We start from the raw sequence: 26,561 nt of genomic DNA, 5'->3' as shown, positions 1-26,561 counted from the left end.
CAACCGAATTCAACGAAAAAGCCCGCCCCCCTGCGGGGACGGGCTTTTCCTAACGTTGGGCCGAAAAACGGCTTACTTGTCTTCCTGAGCCTTGCGCATGGCAGCGCCCAGGATGTCGCCCAGCGACGCACCGGAGTCGGACGAACCGTACTCGGCCATCGCCTGCTTTTCTTCGTCGATCTCGCGGGCCTTGACCGACAGAGTGACCTTGCGGGCCCCCTTCTCGATCATGGTGACCTTGGCGTCGATCTTCTCGCCGACGGCGAAACGCTCGGGACGCTGCTCGGACCGCTCGCGGCTCAGTTCGGCCTTGCGGATGAAGCCGGTCATGCCGTCCACCTGGACCTCGATGCCGTTGTCGGTCACCTGGGTCACGGTGCAGGTGACGATGTCACCCTTCTTGACGTTGGCGACGGCATCCTGGAACGGATCAGACGACAGCTGCTTGATGCCGAGGCTGATGCGCTCCTTCTCGATGTCGACGTCCAGGACCTTGGCCTTGACCATGTCGCCCTTCTTGAACTCGGCGATGGCGGCGTCGCCGCTCTTTTCCCAGCTCAGGTCGGACATGTGGACCATGCCGTCGATGTCGCCCGGCAGGCCGATGAACAGACCGAATTCGGTGATGTTCTTGACCTCGCCCTCGACCAGGGTGCCGGCCGGGAACTTCTCGACGAAGCTCTCCCACGGGTTCGACAGGCACTGCTTGAGGCCCAGCGAGATGCGGCGCTTCTGCGGATCGACGTCCAGCACCATCACTTCGACTTCCTGCGAGGTCGAGACGATCTTGCCGGGGTGGACGTTCTTCTTGGTCCAGCTCATTTCCGAGACGTGGACCAGACCCTCGACACCCGGCTCCAGCTCGACGAACGCGCCGTAGTCGGTGATGTTGGTGACGCGGCCGACGAACTTGGCCTGCACCGGGTACTTGGCTTCCACGCCCTCCCACGGATCGGCGTCAAGCTGCTTGATGCCGAGCGAGATGCGCTGGGTTTCCGAGTTGAAGCGGATGACCTGCACGCGGACGGTCTGGCCGATATGCAGCGCTTCCGACGGATGGTTGATGCGCTTCCAGGCGATGTCGGTGACGTGCAGCAGGCCGTCGACGCCGCCCAAATCCACGAACGCACCGTAATCGGTGATGTTCTTGACCACGCCTTCCAGGATCTGACCTTCCTTCAGGTTCTCGATCAGCTCGGAACGCTGTTCGGCGCGGGTCTCTTCCAGCACGGCGCGACGCGACACCACGATGTTGCCGCGCGAGCGGTCCATCTTCAGGATCTGGAAGGGCTGCGGGGAACCCAGCAGCGGGGTGATGTCGCGCACGGGGCGGATATCGACCTGGCTGCCCGGCAGGAACGCCACGGCGCCCGACAGATCGACGGTGAAGCCGCCCTTGACGCGGCCGAAGATCACGCCGTTGACGCGCTGGTTGGCTTCGAACGACTTTTCCAGCAGGGTCCAGGCTTCTTCGCGCTTGGCCTTCTCGCGGGACAGGACGACTTCGCCGTTCTTGTCCTCGTAGCGCTCGACGAACACGTCGATGGCGTCGCCGGCTTTCACCTCCGGCGCGCGGCCGGCGGTGGCGAATTCCTTCAGCAGCACGCGGCCTTCCGACTTCAAGCCGACGTCAACGACGGCGAAATCGCTTTCCACACGCACCACGATACCCTTGATCACCGAACCCTCGAACGGGTTCGAGACGCCCATGCTCTCGTCGAGCAGAGCCGCAAAATCTTCCATAGTCATTGGTTTACTGTCCTTTCAATCATCATTATCCGGCCTGCCGGTTGGTTCCGGCGGTCTTCGGGGGCTTGGCCCCGCCAAAAAAGCAAACCAGCCCCGGACCGTAACCGGCCGGGGCCTTGAAGACAAAATGCTGGGCACGCCTTTTAAAGCTTTGCGCGAACAAACGCAATCGCCACGTCGAAGGCCTGGTCGGCATCAAGGGCCGAACTGTCAAGCAGATGGGCGTCATCGGCCGGCTTCAGGGGCGCGACGGCCCGGCTGGAATCGCGTTCGTCGCGTTCCTTCATCTCGGCCAGCACCAGATCGAAGGTGGTGGCGATACCCTTGGCCTGCAGCTCCTTCAGCCGCCGCTCGGCGCGGGTTTCGGCGCTGGCGGTGACGTACAGCTTGATGGGGGCGTCGGGGCAGACCACCGTACCGATGTCGCGCCCGTCCAGCACCGCGCCCTTGCCACCCGGCGGAGTGGCGGCGAAGCGGCGCTGGAAGTCCAGCAGGGCATCGCGCACCGCCGGAATGGAGGCGACCTTCGACGCCGCCTGGGCCGCCTCGTCGGTGCGCAGATCGGGGCCTTGCAGGTCGGCGGGTTCGAGATCGCGGGCGGCCTCGCCGGCGCGGGCCGGATCGGCCGGGTCGAAGCCGGCATCGAGGACCTTCATCCCCACCGCCCGATAGATCAGGCCGGTATCCAGGTAATCGAACCCCAGTTCGGCGGCCAGGCGCTTGGCCAGGGTGCCCTTGCCGGCGGCGGCCGGCCCGTCGATGGCGATGATGGTGGTGGTGCTCATGGTTCTGCCTCTTTGTATGGCCTGTCCTGCCGTCATTGCCGGGCTTGACCCGGCAATCCATCACGGCGAAGCCGCCTCCGGGGTATGGATGCCCGGATCAAGTCCGGGCATGACGAAACCAGGGGATCAGTTCCCCTCGATCGCGCTGCCCAAGCCGTTCATCAGCTCGACGAAACCGGGGAAGCTGGTGTCGACCGCCTCGGCGTCGTCGACCGCCACCGGCTGGGCGGCGGCCATGCCCATCACCAGGAAGCTCATGGCGATGCGGTGGTCCAAATTGACGGCGATGGTGGCACCACCCGGCGGCGGGGCGCCCTTGCCATGGACGATCAGGGTGTCGCCCTCGGCCTCGACCTCGACGCCGCAGGCCCTCAGGCCGTTCATGGTGGCGGTGAAGCGGTCGCTTTCCTTCACCCGCAGTTCGGACAGGCCGAACATCCGGGTGGTGCCGGCCGCGAACGAGGCCGCCACCGCCAGGATCGGATATTCGTCGATCATCGACGGCGCCCGCTCGGCCGGAACGTCCACGCCCCTAAGGGCCGAGGATGTGACCACCAGGTCGGCGACCTCTTCGCCGCCCTCGATGCGGGGATTGTCGGTGCGGATGTCGGCGCCCATCTCCCGCAGGGTCTGGAACAGGCCGGTGCGCAGCGGGTTCATGCCGATGCCGACCAGGGTCACCGTCGAGCCGGGCACCACCAGGGCCGCCACCAGCGGAAAGGCCGCCGAGCTGGGATCGGCCGGCACGATCACCGTGCGCCCGGTCAGTTCGGGAAAGCCGGTGACGGTGACCACCCGGGCGCCGTCCTCGCGGATGGTGGTGGTCACGTTGGCGCCGAAATGGCGCAGCATCAGCTCGGTGTGGTCGCGGGTGGCCTCGCGCTCGATCACCGTGGTCTCGCCGGGGGTATTGAGGCCGGCCAGCAGGATCGCCGACTTGACCTGGGCCGAGGCGACCGGAAGCTCGTAGGTGATGGGAACCGGGTTGGTGGTGCCGACCACCGCCGCCGGCAGCCGCCCGCCCTCGCGGGTGACGAACTTGGCCCCCATGCGCGACAGCGGCTCGGACACCCGCTTCATCGGCCGCGAGCGCAAGCTGGCATCGCCGGTGAAGAAGGTGGTGAACGGATGGGTCGCCACCAGCCCCATCATCAGCCGCGCCCCGGTGCCGGAATTGCCCAGGTCCAGCAGGTCGGCCGGCTCCATCAGCCCGCCGACGCCGCGACCCCACAGCCGCCACGAGCCGTCTTCCAGCTTTTCCACCTCGGCACCCAGCGCCCGCATCGCCTGGGCGGTACGCAAAACGTCGTCGCCTTCCAGCAAACCCTCGATCCGGCTCTCGCCCACCGCCAGGGCGCCGAACATCAGGGCGCGGTGCGAAATCGACTTGTCGCCGGGAACCTTCGCCCGGCCGGTCAAGGGCTCGGCACGGCGGGAAATCAACGGTCTGGACATGGCGGGCATCGAACCTTCGAAGGGTGAAAGCGGGGCAGGTCTAGCAGGTCGGACGGCCGCCTGCAAAGCCAGCGTGAGGGCAAACGATTTTTTCGTTTTGACACAGGGGGGCGAACATGGCAAATGCCCCCTCTGGGTCGTCGCCGCCAAGGTTGCGATCCGCCCCCGATGCGTTTTCAAGGAGATCTGACGTGGCCAAGCCTGAATGGGGCCAGAAGCGGACCTGCAGCAGCTGCGGTTGCCGTTTCTATGACTTGACCCGCTCTCCGATCATCTGCCCGAAGTGCGGTGCGACGGTCGAGCCGGAGCTGCCGTTCAAGGTGCGCCGTGGTGGTGCCCCGGCCGAAGCCAAGGCCGCCGCCGCCGCCGCTGCCGCCAAGGCCGCGCTGGTCGTTGACGACCTGGCCGTGGTCGAGGACGACGACGCCATCGCCACCGACGAGGACGCCGCCGACGAGGACGAGACCGGCCTGATCGAGGACGCCTCGGACCTGGGCGAGGACGATGACGACATGGCCGAGGTCATGGAGCATATGGACGAGGAAATCGAAGACGAGGTTTAGGCCAATTTTTTGGCTTGACCCTGGTCGGACAAATCCATATGTTCCGCCTCCACCGACGGCAACCCAAGCCGACCGGTAAAAAGTTTCAGGGGCCATAGCTCAGTTGGGAGAGCGCTTGAATGGCATTCAAGAGGTCGTCGGTTCGATTCCGTCTGGCTCCACCAAAACAAAGCAAGGGCTTAGCTGGCAACGGCTAAGCCCTTTTGCTTTGGCGAACCGGCGGAGGTATGGATTGCGGCGGGCGCGGTGGTGTAGAATGCCGACATGACCACCAAGGAGGCCGTTACCATGGCACAGCAGTATACCGCGACGGTCCAGGCGGAGGCTTTGTCGCCCACGCTGTCCACCGCGTTGTCCCTGCGCCCGGTCCATGGGGCCAGCTATCGCGTGACCGTCGAGGAAATCGAGGAAAGCGATGAAGAGAAGCTTGCGAAGCTGCGGGCGGCAATTCAGAAAGGGCGCGACGAGATTGCTGCCGGCAGGGTCATCGATGGTGAAACAGCCTTCGCCGAATTGGCTGCAAAGCACTTTCCCCACCGAATGAAGTAGGTATGGCGCGCTAAATCCTTGCCGACAGCGCCAATGCTGACATTGACGAAATCCTGTCGACGGTCATCCCAGAAAATGAAGAGGCCGCATGGCAGTGGTATACCACTCTGCACGCCAAGTTTTCCATGCTGGCCGATACTCCGCGCCTCGGCCGTGTCCGTGAAGACCTGTTGCCGTCGGTGTATGTGTTTCCATTCGTCCGCTATTTGATCTTTTATGAAATCCGGCCGGACTGCATTCGGATCGTTCATGTCGTGCACGGCGCCCGTGATGTAGGCACCATGTTTGCTCGTGATTGAGACGGCGGCACCATGACCGCCACCGGACCGCACCCTACCGCGACTGGCAGAAGGTCTCGCGGATTTCCGAGAAGATCAGGATCAGCTGGCTCTGGACCCAGTCGATGAATTCGTGCAGGCCGTGATCGACGACATGGTCGATGGTCTGGTCCGACAGCGCGGCGCGCAATTCGTCCAGCAATTCCATCGCCCGTGAACCGCCGCGCAGATGGTAGCGGCTGCGCAATTGGGCCAGCAGCCAATCCATCTGGCGCACGCACAAGATCACCGAACGCGGGAAGGAATCCGAGAACAGCAGGAACGCCGCCACCGATTTCGGCGTGATGGTGCCGCCCAGCACGCGCCGCGCCGCCTGGTAGCCGGCGGCCGCGCGCAACAGCGCGCCCCAATGGCTGGTATCCAGGGGCGAGCCGACATCTTCGACCCGCGGCAGCAGGGTATGGTACTTGATGTCCAGCAGCCGGGTGGTCTGGTCGGCGCGCTCGATGTTCTTGCCCAGCCAATAGAAATAATGGGCCTGGTCGCGGTAGAAGGTGCCCTCGGTGATGCCCAGGTGCAGCTGGCAGGCTTCCTTGATCTCGGTGCACAGCGCGCTCAGATTGGCCTGGCTGACGGCGTTGGCCGACAGGCCGCCCATCCACCGGCTCATGCGGTTCAGCTGCCGCCACATCTCGGTCGACAGCAGCGGCCGAAGCGAGCGCGCATTCTCGCGCGCGGCCCGGACCGACGAGATCACCGAATTGGGGTTGTCGGCGTCCAGGATATAGAAATGCGGCACGGTGTGGGCGTCGGCGACGCGGTGACGGGCGAAGAACCGTTCCTCGTCGGCATTGATCTGCACCACCGCCAGCCAGTTGCGGCCGGCCTGATCGCGCGAGAAGGTCTCGGCCACCCCCAGGATGCGGGCCAAATTCTCGGCCCGCTCCATGTAGCGGGCCAACCAGATGATGCAATCGGCATTGCGCGACAGAAGCTCGCTCATGGTCCTACTCCAGCACCCAGGTATCCTTGGACCCGCCGCCCTGCGACGAGTTGACCACCAGCGATCCTTCCTTCATCGCCACCCGCGTCAGGCCGCCGGCCAGCACCCGGGTCTTGGCCCCGGTCACCGCGAAGGGGCGCAGATCGACGTGGCGGGGCTCGACGCCCTTGGCGGTCAGCGTTGGACAGACCGACAGGCCGATCATCGGCTGGCTGATGTAATTGGCCGGGTCGGCCTTCAGCTTGGCGCGGAATTCGTCCAGCTCGGCCCGGGTCGCCTTGGGCCCCAGGATCATGCCGTAGCCGCCGGATTCGCCCACCGGCTTGACCACCAGCTGGTCCAGATTGTCGAGGGTGTATTTCAGCCCCTCGGCCTCGCGGCAGATGAAGGTCTCGACATTGGGCAGGATGGCGTCCTCGCCCAGGTAATACTTCACGATACGCGGCATGTAGGCATAGACCGCCTTGTCGTCGGCGACGCCGGTGCCCGGCGCGTTGGCGATCGAGACGGCGCCCTTGCGATAGGCCTCCATCAGGCCGGGCACGCCCAGCATCGAATCGGGACGGAACACCTTGGGGTCGAGGAAGGCATCGTCGATGCGGCGATAGATGCAGTCCACCGGCGAACGACCGGCGGTGGTCAGCATGAAGACGCGATCGTCCTCGACCACCAGATCGCGGCCCTCGACCAGCGGCACGCCCATCTCGCGGGCCAGGAACACATGCTCGAAATAGGCCGAATTGAAGATGCCGGGGCTCAGCAGCACCACCTTGGGCTCGGACCCGGTGTCGGGCGCGATCTCTTCCAGGGCCTGGCGCAGCATCAGTCCGTAATTGTCGACCGAGCGCACCCCGAACCCTTCCATCAGGTCGGGGAAGCATTGCAGCATCAGGTTGCGGTTCTCGACCACATAGGACACGCCGGACGGCGTGCGGGCATTGTCTTCCAGCACGCGGAACAGCCCTTCCTGGTCGCGGATCAGGTCGATGCCGCAGACGTGGGAATAGGCGCCGCACGGCACCTTCAGGCCCTTCATGAAGGCGTGATAATTGGCGTTGCCCAACACCAGATCGGCCGGCACCACCTTGTCGGCGACGATGCGCTGGTCGTGGTACAGATCGTCGAGAAACAGATTGATGGCGGTGACGCGCTGGATGATGCCGGCTTCCAGCACGCTCCATTCCGGGGCGGTGATCACCCGGGGCAGCACGTCGAACGGCAAGATGCGGTCGATGGCGTCCTTGTCGGAATAGACGGTGAAGGTGATGCCCAGGTCGTAAAGCTCTTCCTCGGCGGCGGCGATGCGGCGGCGAAGAGTCTCTTCGTCCAGCCCGTCGAGGCGGGAGAACAGCGCCTGCAGCGCCTCTTGGCCAGCAGCGCGCGGCGAGGTCAGCTCGCAGAAGAACTCGCCCCGCCGGTAACGGGCCATCAGCCCGCCGCCCTGCGGCGTACCCTGGGATTGCTCCATCCACCACCCTCCGATCATCGTCACCCTGACCGCAAGCCTAGCACCGCCTCAGCCCCTGATCAAATCATAGCCAGGATACCTGCCATGCCGAAAAATTAAGCTTTTGGCAGGTGGCATCGCCGTCGGCTGTGCTAGGGTTTCCGAATCCGTTCGCGAAAGGATTCCTGACCGACCATGGCCATCAACGTCAAGCTGCGCCACACCACCTCGTACCGCTACGACCGCCCGGTCACCTTGTCGCCGCAGGTGGTCCGCCTGCGCCCGGCCCCGCACGCTCGCACGCCGGTCCTGTCCTATTCGCTGGATATCGAGCCGAAGGGCCATTTCATCAACTGGCAGCAGGACCCGCAGGGCAACTGGCTGGCCCGGCTGGTGTTCCCCGATCCGGTCAGCCATTTCACCGTCGACGTCGATCTGGTCGCCGACATGAGCGTGACCAACCCGTTCGACTTCTTCCTGGAGCCCGACGCGGAACACTTCCCCTTCCGCTACGCCCCCGAACTGGACCACGAGCTGAAGCCGTTCCTGTTGTGCGAGGAAGCCGGGCCGCTGCTGGCCGCCTATGTCGCCTCGATCGACACCAGCGCGCCGACCCAGACCACCAATTTCCTGGTGGCGCTGAACCAGCGCCTGCAATCGGACATTTCCTACACCATCCGCATGGAGCCGGGCGTGCAGACGCCCGAGCAGACGCTGACCCTGAAAAGCGGCTCGTGCCGCGATTCGGCCTGGCTGCTGGTGCAGATCCTGCGCCGCCTGGGTCTGGCAGCGCGCTTCGTGTCGGGCTACCTGGTCCAGCTGGTCCCCGACGTCAAGCCGCTGGACGGCCCGGCGGGTGCCGAGGCCGACTTCACCGACCTGCACGCCTGGACCGAGGTCTATCTGCCCGGCGCCGGCTGGATCGGCCTGGACCCGACATCGGGCCTGTTGACCGGCGAGGGGCATATTCCGCTGGCCGCGTCGCCCGATCCGACCAGCGCCGCCCCGGTCACCGGCGCGGTCGAGCTGTGCGAGGTCAGCTTCGACCACAAGATGAGCGTCACCCGCATCGCGGAAACGCCGCGCGTCACCAAGCCCTATACCGACGAGCAATGGCAGGCGGTGCTGGCCCTGGGCGACCTGGTCGACCGCGCCCTGCTGGCCGGCGATGTCCGCCTGACCCAGGGCGGCGAGCCGACCTTCGTCTCGACCATCGACATGGAAGGCGAGGAATGGAACACCGCCGCCGTCGGCCCGACCAAGCGCGCCCATGCCGACCAACTGATCCGCCGCCTGCGCGACCGCTTCGCACCGGGCGCGCTGATCGCTTATGGCCAGGGCAAGTGGTACCCCGGTGAAAGCCTGCCGCGCTGGGCCTTCTCGCTGATCTGGCGCGAGGATGGCGAACCCTTGTGGACCAACCCCGCCCTGATCGCGCTGGAAAGCGACGACCACCAGCCCACCGTCGAACTGGCCGGCGCCTTCGCCGACGCCCTGGCCGAGCGGCTGGGCGTCGATCCCGACTTCGCCCATCCGGCCTTCGAGGACCCGGCCCATTACCTGCTGGCCGAACAGAACCTGCCGATCAATGTCGATCCCATCGACAACAAGCTGGACGACCCGGAATCGCGCGCCCGCCTGGCCGCCGTGTTCCGGCGCGGCCTGGGCACGCCCACCGGCTTCGTGCTGCCGCTGCAGCCGTGGCAGGCGAAGGACGGGTTCCGCTGGGTCACCGGACCATGGCCGACCCGCGACGGCAAGCTGTTCGTGGTGCCGGGCGATTCGCCCCTGGGCCTGCGGCTGCCTTTGGCCTCGCTGCCGTGGATTCCGCCCGGCTCGTACCCCTATCACAACGAGCGAGACCCGTTCGAGGAGCGCGGCCCGCTGCCGCCGCCGCCCAGGCGCGCGCCGCGCGCCCAGATGTCGCGGGTGGCTGCCGACCCGTCGCCCAAGGGCACCGTCACCCAGCAGATCCCGGTCGATCTGCGCCCGCACGAGACCGAAAAGGGCCTGGTGTCGGGCAATGTCCGCACCGCGTTGTGCATCCAGCCGCGCGACGGGCGCATCAACGTCTTCCTGCCGCCGGTCGAAACCGCCGAGCAATATCTGGACCTGATCGAGGCCGTCGAGGGTGCCGCCGCCGAGACCAAGGCGCCGATCCACGTGGAAGGCTATCCGCCGCCCAACGACCCGCGCCTGAGGATCATCAAGATCACCCCCGACCCCGGCGTCATCGAGGTCAACGTCCATCCCGTCGCCCATTGGCGCGAGTTGGTGACCAGCACGGAAGTCCTGTACGAGGAAGCCCATCAGTGCCGGCTGGGCAGCGAGAAGTTCATGATCGACGGCCGCCATGTCGGCACCGGCGGCGGCAACCACATGGTGCTGGGCGGGGCCAAGGCCGCCGACAGCCCATTCCTGCGCCGGCCCGATTTGTTGGGCAGCCTGATCCGCTTCTGGCAGAACCATCCCAGCCTGTCCTATCTGTTCTCGGGCCTGTTCATCGGCCCGACCAGCCAGCATCCCCGCGTCGACGAGGCCCGCGACGACACGCTGTACGAGCTGGAAATCGCCCTGGCCCAATTGCCGCCGCCGGGCACCCCCGTCGCGCCCTGGCTGGTCGACCGCATCCTGCGCAACGTTTTGATCGATTCGTCGGGCAACACCCACCGCACCGAATTGTGCATCGACAAGCTGTATTCGCCCGACGGCCCGACCGGCCGGCTGGGCCTGGTCGAGTTCCGGGCCTTCGAGATGCCGCCCCACGCCCGCATGAGCCTGGTCAGCCAATTGCTGCTGCGCGCCCTGGTCGCCCGCTTCTGGGACCAGCCCTATACCCAGCCGCTGGTCCGCTTCGGATCAAGCTTGCGCGACCGCTTCATGCTGCCCCATTGGCTGGAGAAGGATTTCGCCGAGGTGCTGGAATGGCTGGCCGCCGGCGGATACCGGTTCGACCCGGCCTGGTTCGCCGCCCATGTGGAATTCCGCTTCCCGCTGATCGGCGCCATCACCCATGCCGGCATCGGCCTGGAACTCAGGACCGCGCTGGAACCCTGGCACGTCATGGGCGAGGAAGCCGGCGGCGGCGGCACCGTGCGCTATGTCGACAGCTCGGTCGAGCGGGTCCAGGTCAAGCTCTCCAACCTGGCGGGCGATCGTTATAAACTGGCCTGCAACGGCCATCCGGTGCCGCTGGCCGCCACCGGCACCCAGGGCGAGTTCGTCGCCGGCGTGCGCTATCGCGCCTGGCAGCCGTCCAGTTGCCTGCATCCGACCATCGGCGTGCATTCGCCGCTGGTGTTCGACCTGATCGATACCTGGACCGGCCTGGCGGTGGCCGGCTGCACCCACCATGTCGCCCATCCGGGCGGGCGCAGCTATGACACCTTCCCGGTCAATTCCTACGAGGCCGAGGCACGGCGGCGCGCGCGCTTCTTCGCGTTCGGCCATACCCACGGCCCGGTTCGGGTGGTCAGCCGGGCGGTACATCCCGATTATCCCCATACGCTGGATTTGCGGCTACAATAGAAAAAACACCCACGGGGGAAACGAACATTCCACGCCGTATCAGGAACAGCTGGGGCGCCCCGGTCGTTGATTTCCAAAGCCTGTATCGTCCGCAAGCCGGCACCTATGACGAGGTGATCGCGGCGAACGGGTCAGTGCGCCCGCATTGGCAGCCCTTCATCGATTCCCTGATGCGGTTCGACCCGGCCGAGATGCGCAGGCGGTGGGATCTGGGTCAGCGTCTCCTGCGCGACAACGGCGTCACCTACAACGTCTATGGCGACCCGGCCGGGCTGGACCGGCCGTGGCAGTTGGACCCGTTGCCGGTCATCCTGTCGCGCGAGGAATGGGACACCATCACCCAGGGGGTGGTTCAGCGGGCCGGCCTGCTGGAAACCATCCTGGACGACCTGTACGGCCCGCGCAGCCTGGTGGCGCGTGGGCTGGTGCCGTCGGCATTGTTGCACGCCAATCCCGATTTCCTGCGCCCCTGCCACGGCTGGATTCCGGCCGGGGGCAAACGCCTGCACACCTATGCCGCCGATCTGGCGCGCGGCCATGACGGACGCTGGCGGGTGGTCGGCGACCGCACCGAGAATCCGTCGGGCGCCGGCTATGCCCTGGAAAACCGCGCCATCGTCAGCCGCGTGCTGCCCGAACTGCACCGCTCGCATCAGGTCGAACGGCTGGGGCCCTATTTCGACGCGCTTTACCGCTCGCTGCCATCCTTGTCGCCGCGCCACACCGACGATCCGCGCATCGTGCTGCTGACGCCCGGCCCCTACAATTCCACCTATTTCGAGCACGCCTTCCTGGCCCGCCAACTGGGCGTCACCCTGGTCCAGGGCGAGGATTTGACCGTGCGCGACAACCATGTCTACCTCAAGGCCCTGACCGGCCTGCAGCGGGTCGATGTGATCCTGCGCCGGACCGGCGGCTCGTGGTGCGACCCGCTGGAACTTCGGGGCGATTCGACACTGGGCGTGGCCGGCCTTCTGCAATCGGCCCGCGTCGGCAACGTCGCGGTGGCCAACGCCATCGGCACCGGCCTGTTGGACGGCGCCTCGCTGATGGGCTTCATGCCGGCCCTGTCGCAGACCTTGCTGGGCCAGCCGCTGATCCTGGGCTCGGTGCCGACCTGGTGGTGCGGCGAGCCCGACGCCTGCCGCCACGTCATCGACAATCTGGAACGCCTGATCGTGCGGCCGGCCTTCGTCGCCCGCGACAAGTCGCTGGTCGGCGCTGGCCTGACCGCCCCGGAAGCGGCCCGCCTGAAGGCGGCCATCACCAGCCGGCCGTGGGACTGGGTGGCCCAGGAGATCGGCGGCACCTCGACGGTGCCGGTCTGGACCGGCGGGTTCCTGGAATCGCAGCATTGCGTGATCCGGGTGTTCGCCACCAACACCGACAAGGGCTGGCAGGTGCTGCCCGGTGGCCTGGCCCGCTTGTCGGCCGAACGCGACCTGATGACCACCCGGCTGCAGACCGGCGGAGGCGGCAGCAAGGACGTGTGGATCAGCAGCACCGGCCCGCGCGACGGCACGGCGGCGGGTGGCCGGGTCCGCGCCCCCGAGGTGCGGCTGACCCGCGACAACCGCGACCTGCCGTCGCGGGTGGCCGACAACATGTTCTGGCTGGGCCGCTATCTCGAACGCTGCGAATCCACCACCCGGCTGTTGCGCGCGACGCTGTCGCACATGGAAGAGGCGCTGGCCCAGGACGATGCCAAGCAGGCGCGCGAGACCTTGGTGATGATGGGCCTGCTGGGCCTGCACCTGCCGACCAATTCGTTGCGCACCGCCGCCGAGACCCTGCCCGGCGTGCTGCTGGGCTATCATCTCGACGGGGCCAAGCCCGGCCTGGCCAACGCCGTCGATCGCATGATCCGGGTGGTCACCAACCTGCGCGACCGCCTGTCGGCCGACACCTGGCGCGCCGTCCAGCGCCTGAGGGAAGAGGTCGGGGCCTTAAGCCACGAAAGCCTGGACGAAGACGTCATCGGCCGGCTGAATTCGGTGCTGATGGTGATCCAGGCCATCAACGGCCTGGCCATGGAGAACATGACCCGCGGGCCGCAATGGCTGTTCCTGGATGCCGGCCGCCGCCTCGAGCGCGCCATCGCCATGGTCGATACCCTGTCCGGCGCCCTGACCGACGCCGAAAGCGAGGATGCCGTCCCGCTGGAGCTGCTGCTGGAATTGTGGGACAGCGTGATGACCTATCGCTCGCGCTATCTGGCCTCGCCCCGGCTGGCGGGCGTGCTGGACCTGCTTTTGTGCGACGAAAGCAACCCGCGTTCGCTGGCCTTCCAGGTGGTCACCATGGCCGCCCACACCGACCGCCTGGCCGCCATCGGCGACGATACCGGCTTCTACACGCCGGCGCAGAAGCTGATGACCATCCTTCTGGGCACGGTGCGCACCACCGACGTCGCCGTCCTGTCCCGCTTCGAGCGCGACGCCGGCTATCACGACGCCGAACGGCTGCTGGATTTCCTGCGCTCGCGCCTGTGGGAATTGTCGGAACAGGTGACTCGGACCTACTTCACCCATGCCCAATGGCGGCTGCCGGTCACCCGGCTGGAGGTGCTGCCGTGAAGTACAAGGTCCGCCACACCACCACCTACAAATATGCCGAGCCGGTGCAATTGTCGCACCATGCCGCCCATCTGCGCCCGCGCGTCGTCGCCGGCCAGAAGATCAGCGAGGCGGCGGTGTCGATCCGTCCCGAGCCGGCGGTGCTGCATGCCGACGGCGCCGATTATTTCGGCAATCCGGTGACCTTCTTCACCATCCAGAGCTCGCATTCGACCTTGGTGATCGAATCCTCGTTCGTGGTCGAAACCAGCGACCAGCCGCCCCTGTCGCGCTTTGCTGTGCCGGCCTGGGACAGCGTGCGCTTCGATTCGTGGCAATGTTCGAACCTGGACGGTTCGGTGATGGATTACGTCTTCGCCTCGCCGCAGGTGCCGATCCTGGCGGAGGCGGCGGAGTATGCCGCGCCAAGCTTCCGCCCCGGTCGCAACCTGGCCGAGGCGGTGATGGAGCTGGTGGCCCGCATCCACGCCGATTTCGCCTTCGATTCCCACGCCACCACCGTCGGCACGCCGCTGGCGGCGGTGTTCGCCGAACGGCGCGGCGTGTGCCAGGATTTCGCCCATGTCGGCATCGGCTGCCTGCGGGCCATGGGGCTGGCGGCCCGCTATGTCAGCGGCTATATCCGCACCATCGCGCCTGCCGGCAAGGAAAAGATGATCGGCACCGACGCCTCGCACGCCTGGCTGTCGGTCTATCAGCCCGGCTGGGGCTGGCTGGACGTCGACCCCACCAACAACATGGTCGCCGGCCAGGACCACGTCACCGTCGCCTGGGGCCGCGATTACGATGATGTCAGCCCGGTGCGCGGCGTCGTGCTGGGCGGCGGCGAACACCAGGTCCACGTCGCCGTCGATGTGGTGGAGGTCAGTTGATACCGACGGTCAATGAATTTGACCGTCGTAAGCCCCTCGCCGGGCGGGGCCTCCGGCCCCTTGGCCGCCGCCTCAACGGCGGCTGATCAGCGGTCGAAAGGGGCGATCCGGGGCAACAAGAACGGCACCCGCCGGCAATAATCGGCATAGGGCTGGCCAAAGCGGGCTCTGAGATCGCGTTCTTCGAACAAGGCCCCAACCAGCAGATAGGTGCTGCCGAAAATGGCGGTGGCCAGACCCAGCGGCGACAGCGCCAGCCCCCACAGGATCAGGTGACCGCCCAGATAGAGCGGGTGGCGACTGAAGCGATAGGGCCCGGCCTCGGTCAAGGGCTCGTCCTCATCCCGACCCCGCAGTTGCGCCAGGCCGCCCAGGCGGCCCAGGTCGGTATGGCGTGCCGCCCAGATCATCACCGCCCAGCCGGCCAGATGCAGCACAGCCAGGCCCACCCGCGCCAGCGCGGGCAGATCGAACACCGGCCAGTCGCCCAGGGTGACGGCGCCGACCCAGGCGACAGCTGCGAAACACAGACCGGCGAACAGGTTGTAGGCCAGGCGATAGCCCCGCCCGAACAGCGGCCGCAACCAATCCTTCACGGCCGCACGCGCCAGCAGGGAATGGATCAGGCCGAACGCCCCCCAGGCCAGCGCATAGGCCAGCACCGCGCTCACCCCTGTCCCACCAGCTCGCGCAGGCGGGCCAGGCACGCGTCGCGGCCGGGCCGGTAATCGCGCTCTTCCCACCACTGATCGACCAGGGCCAGCACCTGGCCGATGCGCGGCCCCTTGGGGACGCCCAATTCCAGGCAGTCGGCGCCCCTGACCGGCAATTCCACCGGCTGCCACGCGTCGCATTCATCCAAAAGGGTGATCCACCGGGCGCTTTCGGTCGAGTTGGCCCTTCCGTCGATGGCGCGGGCCTCGGCCCAGGCGACCAGCAGCAGATCGCGGAAGGTGTCGGCGCCGACCATTCGAAGGGCGCGCCGGATCGCCGGCCCATCCATCCCCGGATCAAGCCGGACCTTGGGTGCGGCGATCGACACCAGCCGGGCGGTCTGCACCGCCGACATCTTCAGCCGCTCGCCCACCGTCCGCGCACCGGCGACGTCGGTATCGAGCACCGCCCCCAACCGGCGCAACCAATCGATTCCCAATCCGGGGCGAACCATCGCCCGGGTCTCAAGCCAGCACAGCACCCGCAGCCGGCCGAAGGCCGCGGCCTCGGGCAGAACATGGGCCAGGATGCCCAGGCCGTGCATCACCAGCATCACCGCCGCCGGATCGGGTGCCTGCATCAGCCGCACGAACTCGCCGGCCACCCGCTCGCCCGACAGTTCGACCAAACGGTGCGCCATGCGGCGGCAGGCGGCCAGCGCCGACTCGTTCATCGGCGGCCGGCCGTAATGGGCGTGGAAGCGGAAGAAGCGCAGCAGCCGCAGCACGTCCTCTTCCAGCCGCCTTTGCGGGTTGCCGACGAACACCACCCGGCCGGCGCCCAGGTCGGACAGCCCGTCGAACGGGTCGTAGACCCGGCCCTGACGGTCGGCGAACATGGCGTTCATGGTGAAGTCGCGCCGGGCGGCGTCGGCGGTCCAGTCGTCGGTGAAGGCGACCCGGGCGTGGCGGCCGAAGGTCTCGACATCCTCGCGTAGCGTGGTGATCTCGTAATGGGCCTTGCCGATCACCGCCGTCACCGTGCCATGGTCGATGCCGGTGGGGATGCAATGGATGCCGGCATCGTCCAGCAGCGCCATCACCACCTGCGGCGGGTCGTGGGTGGCGATGTCGATATCCTTGATCGGGCGCTTGAGCACGGCGTCGCGCACGCAGCCGCCGACGAAGCGGACCTCGGACCCGTCGGCGGTCAGGGCGTCCAGCACCGCCTGGGTCTCGGGGGCGTCCAGCCAGTCCTGCGGCGACAATTGCCCCACCGGCTCCGAGGATGAACGGGTGGCGATCACGGCTGCCCCAGGACGTCGGACAAATTGACCAGCATGCCGGCGGTGGCGCCCCAGATCATCCGCTGTTCCCAGGTCATCGACCAGAACGGGCGGTGGCGGCCCTCGACGATGCGGCGGTGCAGCTTGTGGTTTTCGGGATCGAGCAGGAAGTGCAGCGGCACCTCGAACACCTCGGCGACCTCGAACGGGTCGGCATTGGTCACCACCGGCGGCGTGATCACGCCGACGACGGGCGTGATGATGAAGCCGGTGCCGGTGACGTAATCGTCCAGCCGACCCAGGATGGTGACGCGTGACGCCGGCAGGCCGATCTCTTCCTCGGTTTCACGCAGCGCGCAGGTGACGGAATCGCCCTGGTCGGCCGGTTCCAGCCGGCCGCCGGGAAAGCTGATCTGGCCGGGATGGTGGGCCAGATGCTCGGTGCGCTGGGTCAACAAGACGGTGAAGCCTTCGGGATGCTCGACCAGCGGCACCAGCACGGCGGCGGGGGTGGGTTCGCTTCCATCCATCAGCGCGGCCCGGCCCGGAGCATCGGGGCCGTCGATCTGGCGTTCGAGATGAACGTCGCCCCGCGCAGCCGGATTACGGCCGCGCCCCAGCCGCTGGCGGATGTCTGCCAGGGTCAGTCGGGGTCGGTCAGCCGCCCCAGGGGAAAGAACGTCCCGCTGCTCCATAATCCGTACAATTCTTCGTCGTCGAACCGTTCCTCGAAGCCCAGCGCCACCAGTTCGTAATAGACCGGCCGGGTCAGACGCGCGTCCAGACCATCGCGCACCGTCACATAGGGAACCACTTCCCCGGTCTGGGGGCAATCGGCGAAGTAGATCGGATGGTCCTGATCGACCGTCACCAGATCATCGACATTGGTGCGAAAGCTGACCACCTGTTCGCGGCCCGAGCCGCCGGTGAACAGCTCGACCGCCAGGAAGGGAACGTCCTCGACGGTGATGGTGCCCTTCTCGCCCGGGCTGATCAGCCAATAGCGGCCATCGGCGTCACGGCTCATCATCTGGGCGAACAGGCAGACCATCTCTTTGCGATCGATCGAAGAGCCGTGGTAAAACCAACGCCCGGTTCGGTCGATATGAATCCCCAGATCGCCGCAATCACCCGGGTCCACCGGTCGCCCCACGAGGTTTGCCTTCTTGACCATCATCTCCGCCCCGGACGAAACCGTCAAAGCGCTCGAAACCACCGCCGCCCGCATGGCCGAGGCCCGCGCGGCGATCGGCCGCGTCATCTTCGGCCAGGATCGAGTCATCGACGAGACACTTATCACGCTGCTGGCGGGGGGTCACGCCCTGTTGATCGGCGTGCCCGGCCTGGCCAAGACCCGGCTGGTGCAGACGTTGGGGATCACCCTGGGATTGACCGACAAGCGGGTGCAGTTCACCCCCGATCTGATGCCGGCCGACATCCTGGGCTCGGAAGTGCTGGAGCAGGCGGCCGGCGGGGCGCGGGCCTTCCGCTTCCTGAAGGGGCCGGTGTTCTGCCAGCTTCTGATGGCCGACGAGATCAACCGCGCCAGCCCGCGCGCCCAATCGGCGCTGCTGCAGGCGATGCAGGAAGGCCGCGTCTCGGTGGCCGGCCATTACCACGATTTGCCCAAGCCGTTCCACGTCGTCGCCACCCAGAACCCGCTGGAGCAGGAAGGCACCTATCCGCTGCCCGAGGCGCAACTGGATCGTTTCCTGCTGCAGATCGATGTCGGCTATCCCGACCTTGCGGCCGAGCGCCACATGCTGATCGCCACCACCGGCCCGGCCGAGGCGCCGCCGCAGGCGGTCCTGACCGCCGCCGAACTGGTGGAGGCGCAGGATCTGGTGCGCCGCCTGCCGGTCGGCGAAAGCGTGGTCGAGGCGATCCTGGCCCTGGTCCGCGCCGGCCGGCCCGAGACCTCGGCCCTGGATGAAGTGCGCCGCCACGTCGCCTGGGGTCCCGGCCCGCGTGCCGCCCAAGCGCTGATGCTGGCCGCCCGCGCCCGCGCCCTGTTGGACGGCCGGCCGTCGCCGTCGGTCGACGACGTCGTCGCCCTGGCCCCGCCGGTGCTGCGCCATCGCATGGCGGTGGGCTTCGCCGCCCGCGCCGACGGCATCAGCGTCGGTCACATCATCGCCCGCCTGATCGAGACCATCGGGTGACCACCGAGGGCGCCGCCCGGCAATTGGCCGCCCGGCTGCCGCCCTTGCTGGTGGCGGCCGAACGGGTGGCCGCCGCCGTGACCGGCGGCGCACATGGGCGACGCCGGGCCGGACCGGGCGAATCCTTCTGGCAGTTCCGCCATGCCCAGACCGGCGACCCGGCCTCGGCCATCGACTGGCGGCAATCGGCGCGCGGCCAGGACCTGTTCGTGCGCCAGACCGAGTGGGCTGCCGCCCAGACGGTGTGGCTGTGGTGCGACGGCACCGCCTCGATGGAATGGCGCTCGGATCCGAACCTGCCGACCAAGGCCGAACGCGCCCTGGTGCTGACCCTGGCCTTGGCCGCCTGCCTGCTGCGCGGCGGCGAACGGGTGGCCGCCGCCGGCTGGCTGCCGACCGGCCACGGGCCGCAGGCCCTGTCGCGCTTGGCCGCCGCGCTGGCGGCAACGCCCGCGCCGCCCGCCGCCCCGCCGCCCAAGGGCGTCGAGATGGTGCTGGTGTCGGATTTCCTCGAGCCGTTGGACATGATCGCCGCCCGGGTCCGCGCCTGGGCCGGCGGCCGGGCCGGCGGCCACCTGTTGCAGGTGCTGGACCCGGCCGAGGAAACCCTGCCGTTCGACGGCCGCATCCGCTTCACCGACCCGGAAAGCGGCGCCGAGTTCCTGGCCCGGCGGGCGCAGGACCTGCGCGATGGCTACCAGCAGCGGATGACCGCCCACCGCGACGGATTGGTGGCCATCGCCCGCGCCGCCGGCTGGAGCTTTTCCTGCCACCATAGCGACCAGCCGCCACAGACCGCCCTGCTGGCCCTTTACCGCCGGCTGGCGTCGCCGCGAAACGGCCTGCCATGCTAGAGCTGGGCGCCATCGGCTTCACCGCGCCGTGGGCCTTGGGGGCGCTGGCCCTGGCTCCGATCCTGTGGCTGCTGCTGCGCCTGTTGCCGCCCGCACCGCGGCTCCAATCCTTCCCGCCGCTGGCCCTGCTGGCCGTGCTGGGTTCGGCCGAGGACAGCACGGCGCGCACGCCGTGGTGGATGCTGGCACTGCGCCTGCTGGCGGTGATCTTGCTGGTAGCCGCCGCCGCCGGGCCGGTGGCCCATCCGCGCGCACACCACGCCAACTCGCCGCTGGTGCTGGTGATCGACGATGGCTGGGCGGCGGCCGCCGACTGGCGCGACCGCCAATCCTTCGCCGAGACGATCCTGCGCCAGGCCGACCGCCTGGGCCGGCCGGTTCGCCTGGTCGCCACCGCGCCGCCGTTCCTGTCCGACGATTGGCTGACCGCCACCGAGGCGCTGGCGCGCCTGGCCGCGCTGGAACCGAAGCCGTGGCCGACGGCGCGGGCCGAGGTGCGAAAGGCGGTGGCGGCATGGTCGCGCGACACTGTCACCGAAGTCGTCTGGCTGACCGACGGGCTGGAAGACGGCGCCGGCCAAGAGCTGATGCGGGCGCTGCAAACCCTGGGCGGCGGCGTCGAGCTGGTGTTCGGCCGCGCGCCCCTGCTGCTGTCCCCGCCCGAGGAATCGGGCGCCGCCGACCGCCTGACCGCCCGGCTGGTCCGCGCCCAGGCCCTGCCCGAGCCCGAGCGCATCGCCGTCCGGGCCGCCGATCCGGCCGGGCGGGTGCTGGCCCGCGCCGAGACCGAATTGCCGGCCGGCCGCACCGAGGCGACCGTCGAGATCCGCCTGCCGGCCGACCTAAGGAACCAGGTGGCCCGGCTGGATGTCGATGGGATGATGGGGGCCGGCACCACCGCCTTGCTGGATGAACGCTGGCGCCGTCGCCCGGTCGGACTGGTGGCGCTGGACGAGGCGGCGGTGCCGCTGCTGGCGCCGCTTTATTACCTGGAACGCGCCCTGGCGCCGTTCGCCGACCTGCATCGCGGCGAGGTCGGCACCCTGATGGATCGCGGCGTGGCGATGCTGGTGCTGGCCGATCTGCCGCCGCCCTCGGCCAGCATGACTCGCCGGCTGACCGAATGGGTCGAGGCCGGCGGCGTGCTGGTCCGCTTCGCCGGCCCCGAGACCGCGCGCGCTATCGCTGGCAGTACCATCGCTGTCCGGGCCACCGCCGACCCGCTGGCCCCGGTGGCCTTGCGCAATGGCGGCCGCAGCCTGGGCGGCGCCATGAGCTGGACCAATCCGCAAGGCCTGGCCGCATTCCCCGATCACGGCCCCTTCGCCGGACTGGCCGCCGATCCCGACATCCGCGTCGCCTCGCAGGTGCTGGCCGAGCCGGTGCCGGACCTGGCCGAACGGACCTGGGCCAGCCTGGCCGACGGCACGCCGCTGGTGACCGGACGGCGCCAGGGCAAGGGCTGGCTGGCGCTGATCCACACCACCGCCAACGCCGAATGGAGCAACCTGCCGCTGTCCGGCCTGTTCGTCGAGATGACCCGCCGGCTGACCCACTTGTCCACCGGCCTGGTCGCCGATCGGCCGGCCGGGCCGGCCATGCCCATCGAGACGCTGGACGGTTTCGGCCGATTGACCCCGCCCGGCCCGCTGGCGGTGGCCCGGCCCGAGGGCGCGCCGGCCGGACCGCGCCACCCGCCCGGCTTCTACGGCTCCGGCCCCTGGCGCCAGGCGGTCAATCTGGCGCCGCTGATCGGACCCTTGCGCCCGCTGACGGCGGTGCCCGGGGTGAAATCCGCCGCGCTGTCGAGCCAAAAGCCCGGCGAGCGCGACCTGCGCGGGCCGCTGCTGCTGGCCGCCGGCCTGCTGGTCCTGCTGGACCTGATCGTGTCGCTGGGTCTGCGCGGCCTGCTGACCCGCGCGGTGCTGGCGGCCTTCGCCTTGACCGCCGCCGCCCTGCCAGCCCAAGCCGCCGATCCCGCCCCGCCCGAGGCGGCGTTGTCGACCCGGCTGGCCTGGGTGCGCACCCATGACGGCGAGACCGACCGCAAAAGTGCCGCCGGTCTGAAGGCCTTGTCGAAGCTGGTCGGCCAACGCTCGACCGCCCGGCTGGCCGCACCGGTCGGCCTTGATCTCGAATCCGACCCGGTCCATCTCTACCCGCTGATCTATTGGCCGGTGGGGGTGGCGCAAAAGCCGCCCTCGCCGGCGGCCATCGCCCGCCTGACCGCCTATCTGCGGGCCGGCGGCATGATCGTGCTGGACAGTGCCGGCGACGGAACCAATGCCGGCGGCGAGGCCGACGGCGCCCGTGCGCTCACCGCCGATCTGGCCTTGCCCGGCCTGGTGCCGGTCGGGCCGGAACATGTGCTGACCCGCTCGTTCTATCTGCTGCGCGAGTTGCCCGGGCGGTGGAACGGGACTGCCTGGGTCGGCGATCCCCGCGCCGGCGGCCAGGACGGCGTGTCGCCGGTGGTGGCCGGGGCCAACGATTGGGCCGGCGCCTGGGCCACCGACGAGCGCGACCGCCCGCTTTACGCCTGCGTCCCCGGCGGCGAGCGCCAACGCGAGATGGCGCTGCGCTTCGGCGTCAATCTGGTGATGTACGCCCTGACCGGCAATTACAAGGCCGATCAGGTCCACCTGCCGGCGATCCTGGAAAGGCTGGGCCGATGAACGCCAGCCTGCATTTCGCGCCGCTGCTGGACTGGTCGCACCTGGCGGTGCTGGCCTTGGCCTTCCTGGCCGTCGCCGCCTTCGCGGTGCTGCGGCGCGCCCGGGGTGCCTGGTGGCGGCTGGCCTTGTTCGCCGTGCTGACCGCCGCCCTGGCCGGCCCGCGCCTGACGGTGGCCGAGCGCCAATCCCTGCCCGACATCGCCCTGGTGCTGATGGATGACAGCCCGTCCAACCGCATCGACGGCCGGGCCGAGCGCGCCGAAGCGGCGCTGGCTGGGGTGCGCGAGCGCCTGGCCCGCCTGCCCAACCTTGAGGTCCGGGTCGAGCGGGTGGCCGGCACCGACCAGGGCACCCGCCTGTTCGAAGCCGCCGACCGCGCCCTGGCCGAGATCGGACGGCGCCGGCTGGCCGGCATCGTCGCCATCACCGACGGCCGCATCCACGATGCCAGCCCCCCGCCCCGCCTGGACGCGCCCCTGCACGTCCTGCTGACCGGCACCGCCACCGAACGCGACCGCCGCCTGACCATCGTCCGCCAGCCCGGCTTCGCCCTGGTCGGCAAAAGTGCACCGATCACGCTGCGCATCGACGATCCCGGCCAGACGGCCCCGGTGCGGCTGACTGTCGCCATCGACGGCACCCCGCTGATCGATTCGGCCCAGCCGGTCAATCGCGACCTGCATTTGGATATCCCCATCCGCCATGGCGGGACCAATCTGGTCGAGCTGGCCGCCGAGGCGGCCGCCGGCGAGCTGTCCGACGCCAACAACCGCCAACTGGTCTCGGTGTCGGGGGTGCGCGACCGGCTGAAGGTGCTGCTGGTCTCGGGCGAGCCCCATGCCGGCGAGCGGGCCTGGCGCAACCTGCTGAAGGCCGACCCCTCGGTCGATCTGGTCCATTTCACCATCCTGCGCCCGCCGGAAAAGGACGATCTGACGCCGATCCGCGAATTGTCGCTGATCACCTTCCCGGTCCGCGAATTGTTCGAGGAAAAGCTGCCCGACTTCGATCTGGTGGTGTTCGATCGCTATCGCGGCCGCGGCATCCTGACCGGCGGCTATTACCAGGCGCTGGCCGATTACGTCCGCAAGGGCGGAGCACTTCTGGTGTCGGTGGGGCCGGAATTCGCCGAGCCCGGCGCGCTTTCGGAATCCTCGCTGGGCGCGGTGCTGCCGGCTGCCCCCACCGGCCAGGTCATCGAGAAAAGCTTCCGCCCGCGCCTGGCCGAGATCGGGCGGCGCCACCCGGTCAGCGGCCCGCTGGCGGCGGCGGAAGCCGGCTGGGGGCCGTGGGTGCGCCAAATCGCGGTGGGGCCCAGCGCGGGCCAGACCGTGCTGACCGGCACCGACGGCCGGCCGCTGTTGGTGCTGAACCGGGTGGGCGAAGGCCGCGTCGGCCTGCTGCTGTCGGACACCGCCTGGCTGTGGGCCCGCGGCCACGAGGGCGGCGGCCCGCACGACGAATTGCTGCGCCGGCTGGCCCATTGGCTGATGCAGGAGCCCGAACTGGAGGAGGAGGCGCTGGCCGCCGAGATCCGCGCCGGCCGGCTGGAGGTGACCCGGCGCACCCTGGCCGACCAGGCCGGCCCGATCACCGTCACCCGCCCCGACGGCAGCAGTGCCGACCATCCCCTGGTCCCAGGGACCGACGGCGCGTTCCACGCCAGCCTGCCGGCCGATCAGCCAGGCTTGTGGCGGATCAGCGCCGGCGCCTTCCACACCGTGGCGGCGCATGGCGGGGCCAGCCCGCTGGAAATGGGCGAACTGACCGCCACCGCCGCCATCCTGGCCCCGATCGCGGCGGCCAGCCGGGGCTCGACCACCCAGCTCGCCAAGGACGGCATTCCCGACATCCGCCGCGTCGCGGGCGGCGGCGCGACCGCCGGAAATGGCTGGATCGGCGTGGTCGCCCGCGACGAATTCGTCGTCACCGGCGCTCGCGATGTTCCCTTTTTCACACCCATCTTGCTTTTGTTCCTATCACTTGGTGCAATCCTGGCCGCATGGTGGCGGGAAGGCAGGTGACATCAAGCTTTTCGAATTAACCGATCGTTTGGAGTCATTACCTATAGATTAACGCACATCGCCTGAGTACACTCGCCATCGCCGTACCAGAGAATCCAACATCCGCGACACGGCAGGGGGAAGATACCAAGGTGGTGGACAGGAAACTGGGCCTCATCGCGAGGGGTAAAAACTCCAAGATCGCAAAACGCCTGGCAGCGCAGATTCTGCCCGAGTGGCAGGTCTTTGTGCGCCGCCCGGATGGCAGCGCCGAACATTTCACCGTGACTCGCAAGCGCCAGCTGATGCTGGTGGCCAGCGTCGCCGCCCTGGCCTTCTGGGCCGGCACCGCCACCACTTTGCTGACCCGCCAGCCCGACGAACTGGCCGCCAAGGAACGCACGCTGGAAGAGATGATGGCGTCGTACCGCGCCGCCCAGCACCGCCTGAACTCGGCCGAGCGGCTGGTCGGCGACATCGCCCGCGAGGTCGATACCGTCCACACCAACCTGAAGACCCTGGCGGAATCCAACGACGCCCTGGCCAAGGACCGCCCCGGCAAGGGCGCGCCGGCTTTGGCGCGCGGCCGCGTGGTGCCGGAACCGGCCTATGACGAAAAGGGCCAGCCCGGCGCCAACGAGGCCGGCGCCGTGCGCGACCAGGTGCGCGAGCTGGAAGCCTCGCTCGAGCGGCTGCGCAACACCTCGGTCAAGGCCATCGAAAAGACCTCGGATGCCGCCGGCTCGCGCATCGCCGAGACCGAGAAGCAGATTTCCAAGCTGGGACTGGACCCGGCCCGCGTGCTGTCGCAGGCCAAGCGTTCGCCCGGTCTGGGCGGCCCGTTCATCCCGGCCCCGGCCGGCGCGGTGGAAGATGTCAGCATGGGCGCGCTGGTCGAGCGGATGGCCCAATGGAAGGGCGTCAAGGCCACCTTGCAGCGCCTGCCGCTGGCCGAGCCAATCCGCGGCGGCTATGAATTCAACAGCGGCTACGGCACCCGCAACGATCCGCTGAACAATCGCAGCGGCATCCATGAAGGCGTCGATCTGGGCGCACCGATCGGCACGCCGGTCTATGCCGCCGGCGACGGCATCATCACCCTGGCCGAACCATGGGACCGCTACGGCAACACCGTCGAGATCGACCATGGCAACGGCATTTCCAGCCGCTACGCCCATCTGTCGCGCATCAAGGTCAAGGACGGCCAGAAGGTGACGCGCTCGACGGTCATTGGCTTGGTGGGCAATTCCGGGCGTTCCACCGGCGCGCATCTGCACTATGAAGTGCGCGTCAACAATGCTCCCAAGGACCCGGTCAAATTCATCTCGGCAGGTCGTGATGTTCCGAAAGCTCGCTAAGGTCAACCCCATGGGCGGCGGCCACGCCAAATCGGCAGTCCCGCTGTCGGTGATCGGTCCCGACGTCCGTATCGTCGGCGACATCTTCACCCAGGGCGAGATGCAGATCGACGGCCAGGTCGAAGGCGATATCGCCTGTCAGAATCTGGTGGTCGGCGAAGGGGCCCGCATTTCCGGCGAGGTGACCGCCGAGACCGTGCATGTGCACGGCGAACTGCGCGGCAAGATCACCGCCACCACCATCTCGATCGCCCATTCCGCCAAGGTGATCGGCGACATCACCCATTGCAGCCTGGAGATCGAGGCCGGCGCCGAGGTCGAAGGCCATTTCGCCCGCAAGAATGCCGGCGCCCCGGCCGAGGCCGCCGCCGAGGCTCCGAAGAAGAGCAACGGCGCCGCCCTGCCCGCGCCCGCCGCCCCGGTGGCCCAGGCTGCGGTGATCGAGGCGACGACCGACGAGACCGCCCCCGCCACCATCAACTGACCGTCGGCGTTTCAGGCCGACAGCAAAAAGCCGCACCCCTCGGGGCGCGGCTTTTTTGTCGGGTGGCGCGACCCGAAGCGGGGCAGCGCAGCATTCGCCGGCCGCGGGACAGGCCAAGGCCTCGTGCGCGCACCCGCGCGCGACCCGGACTGGTTGGAAAAATCCCGCAGGCCCATGAAAAAGCCCCCGTTGGGGACTGTTTCGAAAGGAAAGTGGCGGGTGGGAGGAGGCTAGCGGCGAACCTTCTCTTGTTTGAAATCAAGGTGTTATGATGCACTGAG

21 protein-coding genes and 1 tRNA gene are annotated in these 26,561 nt (G+C 68.3%); 13 read left to right on the top strand and 9 right to left on the bottom strand.

The features are described 5' to 3' along the window. Positions 1–72: 72 nt before the first annotated feature. The 3 genes from rpsA to aroA form a co-directional block, all read right to left on the bottom strand. Positions 73–1,749 (bottom strand): 30S ribosomal protein S1, encoded by a 1,677-nt coding sequence (gene rpsA / locus A6A05_RS05580; protein WP_068498285.1) that lies wholly within the window; start codon positions 1,747–1,749, stop codon positions 73–75. A gap of 143 nt (positions 1,750–1,892) precedes the next feature. Further along, the gene (cmk, locus tag A6A05_RS05575; RefSeq protein WP_156520921.1) at positions 1,893–2,534 is read right to left on the bottom strand and encodes a (d)CMP kinase; all 642 of its coding nucleotides are present in this window, start codon (positions 2,532–2,534) and stop codon (positions 1,893–1,895) included. 126 nt (positions 2,535–2,660) lie between these two features. Next, the gene (gene aroA / locus A6A05_RS05570) at positions 2,661–3,998 is read right to left on the bottom strand and encodes a 3-phosphoshikimate 1-carboxyvinyltransferase (protein WP_068498280.1); all 1,338 of its coding nucleotides are present in this window, start codon (positions 3,996–3,998) and stop codon (positions 2,661–2,663) included. A 182-nt stretch (positions 3,999–4,180) separates the two neighbouring features. Between aroA and A6A05_RS05565 the strand changes: the two genes are divergently transcribed. The 4 genes from A6A05_RS05565 (at position 4,181) to A6A05_RS05550 (ending at position 5,400) form a co-directional block, all read left to right on the top strand. After that, a complete protein-coding gene (locus A6A05_RS05565) occupies positions 4,181–4,552 on the top strand; it encodes a TIGR02300 family protein (protein ID WP_068498278.1) in 372 nt (123 codons plus the stop codon). 88 nt (positions 4,553–4,640) lie between these two features. Further along, a tRNA-Ala gene (locus A6A05_RS05560) sits at positions 4,641–4,716 on the top strand. Positions 4,717–4,816: 100 nt separating this feature from the next. Further along, positions 4,817–5,101 (top strand): hypothetical protein, encoded by a 285-nt coding sequence (locus A6A05_RS05555; RefSeq protein WP_082910723.1) that lies wholly within the window; start codon positions 4,817–4,819, stop codon positions 5,099–5,101. Between the two features lie 14 nt (positions 5,102–5,115). Continuing rightward, on the top strand, positions 5,116–5,400 hold the full coding sequence (locus A6A05_RS05550; RefSeq protein WP_068498276.1) for a type II toxin-antitoxin system RelE/ParE family toxin: 285 nt from the start codon (positions 5,116–5,118) through the stop codon (positions 5,398–5,400). 34 nt (positions 5,401–5,434) lie between these two features. Here the strand turns inward: A6A05_RS05550 and A6A05_RS05545 are convergent, their stop codons facing one another. Further along, positions 5,435–6,382, bottom strand: coding sequence for an alpha-E domain-containing protein (locus A6A05_RS05545; RefSeq protein ID WP_068498275.1), 948 nt, complete (start codon positions 6,380–6,382; stop codon positions 5,435–5,437). 4 nt (positions 6,383–6,386) lie between these two features. After that, the gene (locus A6A05_RS05540) at positions 6,387–7,850 is read right to left on the bottom strand and encodes a circularly permuted type 2 ATP-grasp protein (protein ID WP_068498273.1); all 1,464 of its coding nucleotides are present in this window, start codon (positions 7,848–7,850) and stop codon (positions 6,387–6,389) included. Positions 7,851–8,024: 174 nt separating this feature from the next. On the opposite strand from A6A05_RS05540, the gene A6A05_RS05535 reads away from it, so the two are divergent. The 3 genes from A6A05_RS05535 to A6A05_RS05525 all read left to right on the top strand — a co-directional run bounded on the left by A6A05_RS05535 (position 8,025) and on the right by A6A05_RS05525 (position 14,805). Further along, positions 8,025–11,357: a transglutaminase family protein gene (locus tag A6A05_RS05535; RefSeq protein ID WP_068498271.1), complete on the top strand. Its 3,333-nt coding sequence runs from the start codon at positions 8,025–8,027 to the stop codon at positions 11,355–11,357. Positions 11,358–11,527: 170 nt separating this feature from the next. Next, positions 11,528–13,933, top strand: a complete 2,406-nt coding sequence (locus tag A6A05_RS05530; RefSeq protein ID WP_245644200.1) for a circularly permuted type 2 ATP-grasp protein — start codon at positions 11,528–11,530, stop codon at positions 13,931–13,933. Continuing rightward, complete coding sequence (locus tag A6A05_RS05525) at positions 13,930–14,805, top strand: transglutaminase family protein (RefSeq protein WP_068498268.1); 876 nt, start codon at positions 13,930–13,932, stop codon at positions 14,803–14,805. Before A6A05_RS05530 ends, A6A05_RS05525 begins: the two co-directional genes overlap by 4 nt. Before the next feature lie 86 nt (positions 14,806–14,891). On the opposite strand, the gene A6A05_RS05520 is transcribed toward A6A05_RS05525, so the two are convergent. Genes A6A05_RS05520 through A6A05_RS05505 form a run of 4 tightly spaced genes read right to left on the bottom strand, consistent with a single transcriptional unit; the run spans position 14,892 to position 17,918 of the window. Beyond that, positions 14,892–15,476 carry a methyltransferase family protein gene (locus A6A05_RS05520; RefSeq protein ID WP_068498266.1) on the bottom strand — a complete coding sequence of 195 codons (585 nt, stop codon included), beginning with the start codon at positions 15,474–15,476 and terminating at the stop codon, positions 14,892–14,894. Continuing rightward, entirely contained in the window at positions 15,473–16,765 is a 1,293-nt protein-coding gene (locus A6A05_RS05515; RefSeq protein WP_068498264.1) for a CCA tRNA nucleotidyltransferase, read from the bottom strand. Before A6A05_RS05515 ends, A6A05_RS05520 begins: the two co-directional genes overlap by 4 nt. Continuing rightward, positions 16,762–17,439 carry a CoA pyrophosphatase gene (locus A6A05_RS05510; protein WP_068498262.1) on the bottom strand — a complete coding sequence of 226 codons (678 nt, stop codon included), beginning with the start codon at positions 17,437–17,439 and terminating at the stop codon, positions 16,762–16,764. Before A6A05_RS05510 ends, A6A05_RS05515 begins: the two co-directional genes overlap by 4 nt. After that, a complete protein-coding gene (locus tag A6A05_RS05505) occupies positions 17,388–17,918 on the bottom strand; it encodes a DUF1285 domain-containing protein (protein ID WP_342670009.1) in 531 nt (176 codons plus the stop codon). Before A6A05_RS05505 ends, A6A05_RS05510 begins: the two co-directional genes overlap by 52 nt. Positions 17,919–17,970: 52 nt before the next feature. Here A6A05_RS05505 and A6A05_RS05500 point away from each other — a divergent pair, with 52 nt between their 5' ends. From A6A05_RS05500 to A6A05_RS05475, 6 genes are all read left to right on the top strand, one after another. After that, positions 17,971–18,906 carry an AAA family ATPase gene (locus A6A05_RS05500; protein WP_082910721.1) on the top strand — a complete coding sequence of 312 codons (936 nt, stop codon included), beginning with the start codon at positions 17,971–17,973 and terminating at the stop codon, positions 18,904–18,906. Beyond that, positions 18,903–19,760: a DUF58 domain-containing protein gene (locus A6A05_RS05495; RefSeq protein ID WP_068498256.1), complete on the top strand. Its 858-nt coding sequence runs from the start codon at positions 18,903–18,905 to the stop codon at positions 19,758–19,760. Before A6A05_RS05500 ends, A6A05_RS05495 begins: the two co-directional genes overlap by 4 nt. Next, positions 19,754–22,435: a DUF4159 domain-containing protein gene (locus tag A6A05_RS05490; protein ID WP_068498255.1), complete on the top strand. Its 2,682-nt coding sequence runs from the start codon at positions 19,754–19,756 to the stop codon at positions 22,433–22,435. Before A6A05_RS05495 ends, A6A05_RS05490 begins: the two co-directional genes overlap by 7 nt. Next, the gene (locus A6A05_RS05485) at positions 22,432–24,459 is read left to right on the top strand and encodes a hypothetical protein (protein ID WP_068498253.1); all 2,028 of its coding nucleotides are present in this window, start codon (positions 22,432–22,434) and stop codon (positions 24,457–24,459) included. Before A6A05_RS05490 ends, A6A05_RS05485 begins: the two co-directional genes overlap by 4 nt. Positions 24,460–24,686: 227 nt before the next feature. Then, the gene (locus A6A05_RS05480; RefSeq protein ID WP_245644198.1) at positions 24,687–25,796 is read left to right on the top strand and encodes a M23 family metallopeptidase; all 1,110 of its coding nucleotides are present in this window, start codon (positions 24,687–24,689) and stop codon (positions 25,794–25,796) included. Continuing rightward, a complete protein-coding gene (locus A6A05_RS05475) occupies positions 25,777–26,280 on the top strand; it encodes a bactofilin family protein (RefSeq protein WP_245644197.1) in 504 nt (167 codons plus the stop codon). The genes A6A05_RS05480 and A6A05_RS05475 overlap by 20 nt, the downstream gene beginning before the upstream one ends. Positions 26,281–26,561 lie beyond the last annotated feature (281 nt).

The organism is Magnetospirillum moscoviense (genome assembly GCF_001650635.1).
Taxonomy (GTDB): domain Bacteria; phylum Pseudomonadota; class Alphaproteobacteria; order Rhodospirillales; family Magnetospirillaceae; genus Magnetospirillum; species Magnetospirillum moscoviense.
Note: the sequence above shows the minus strand (reverse complement) of the source record. Positions and strands in the feature narration are given on the sequence as shown.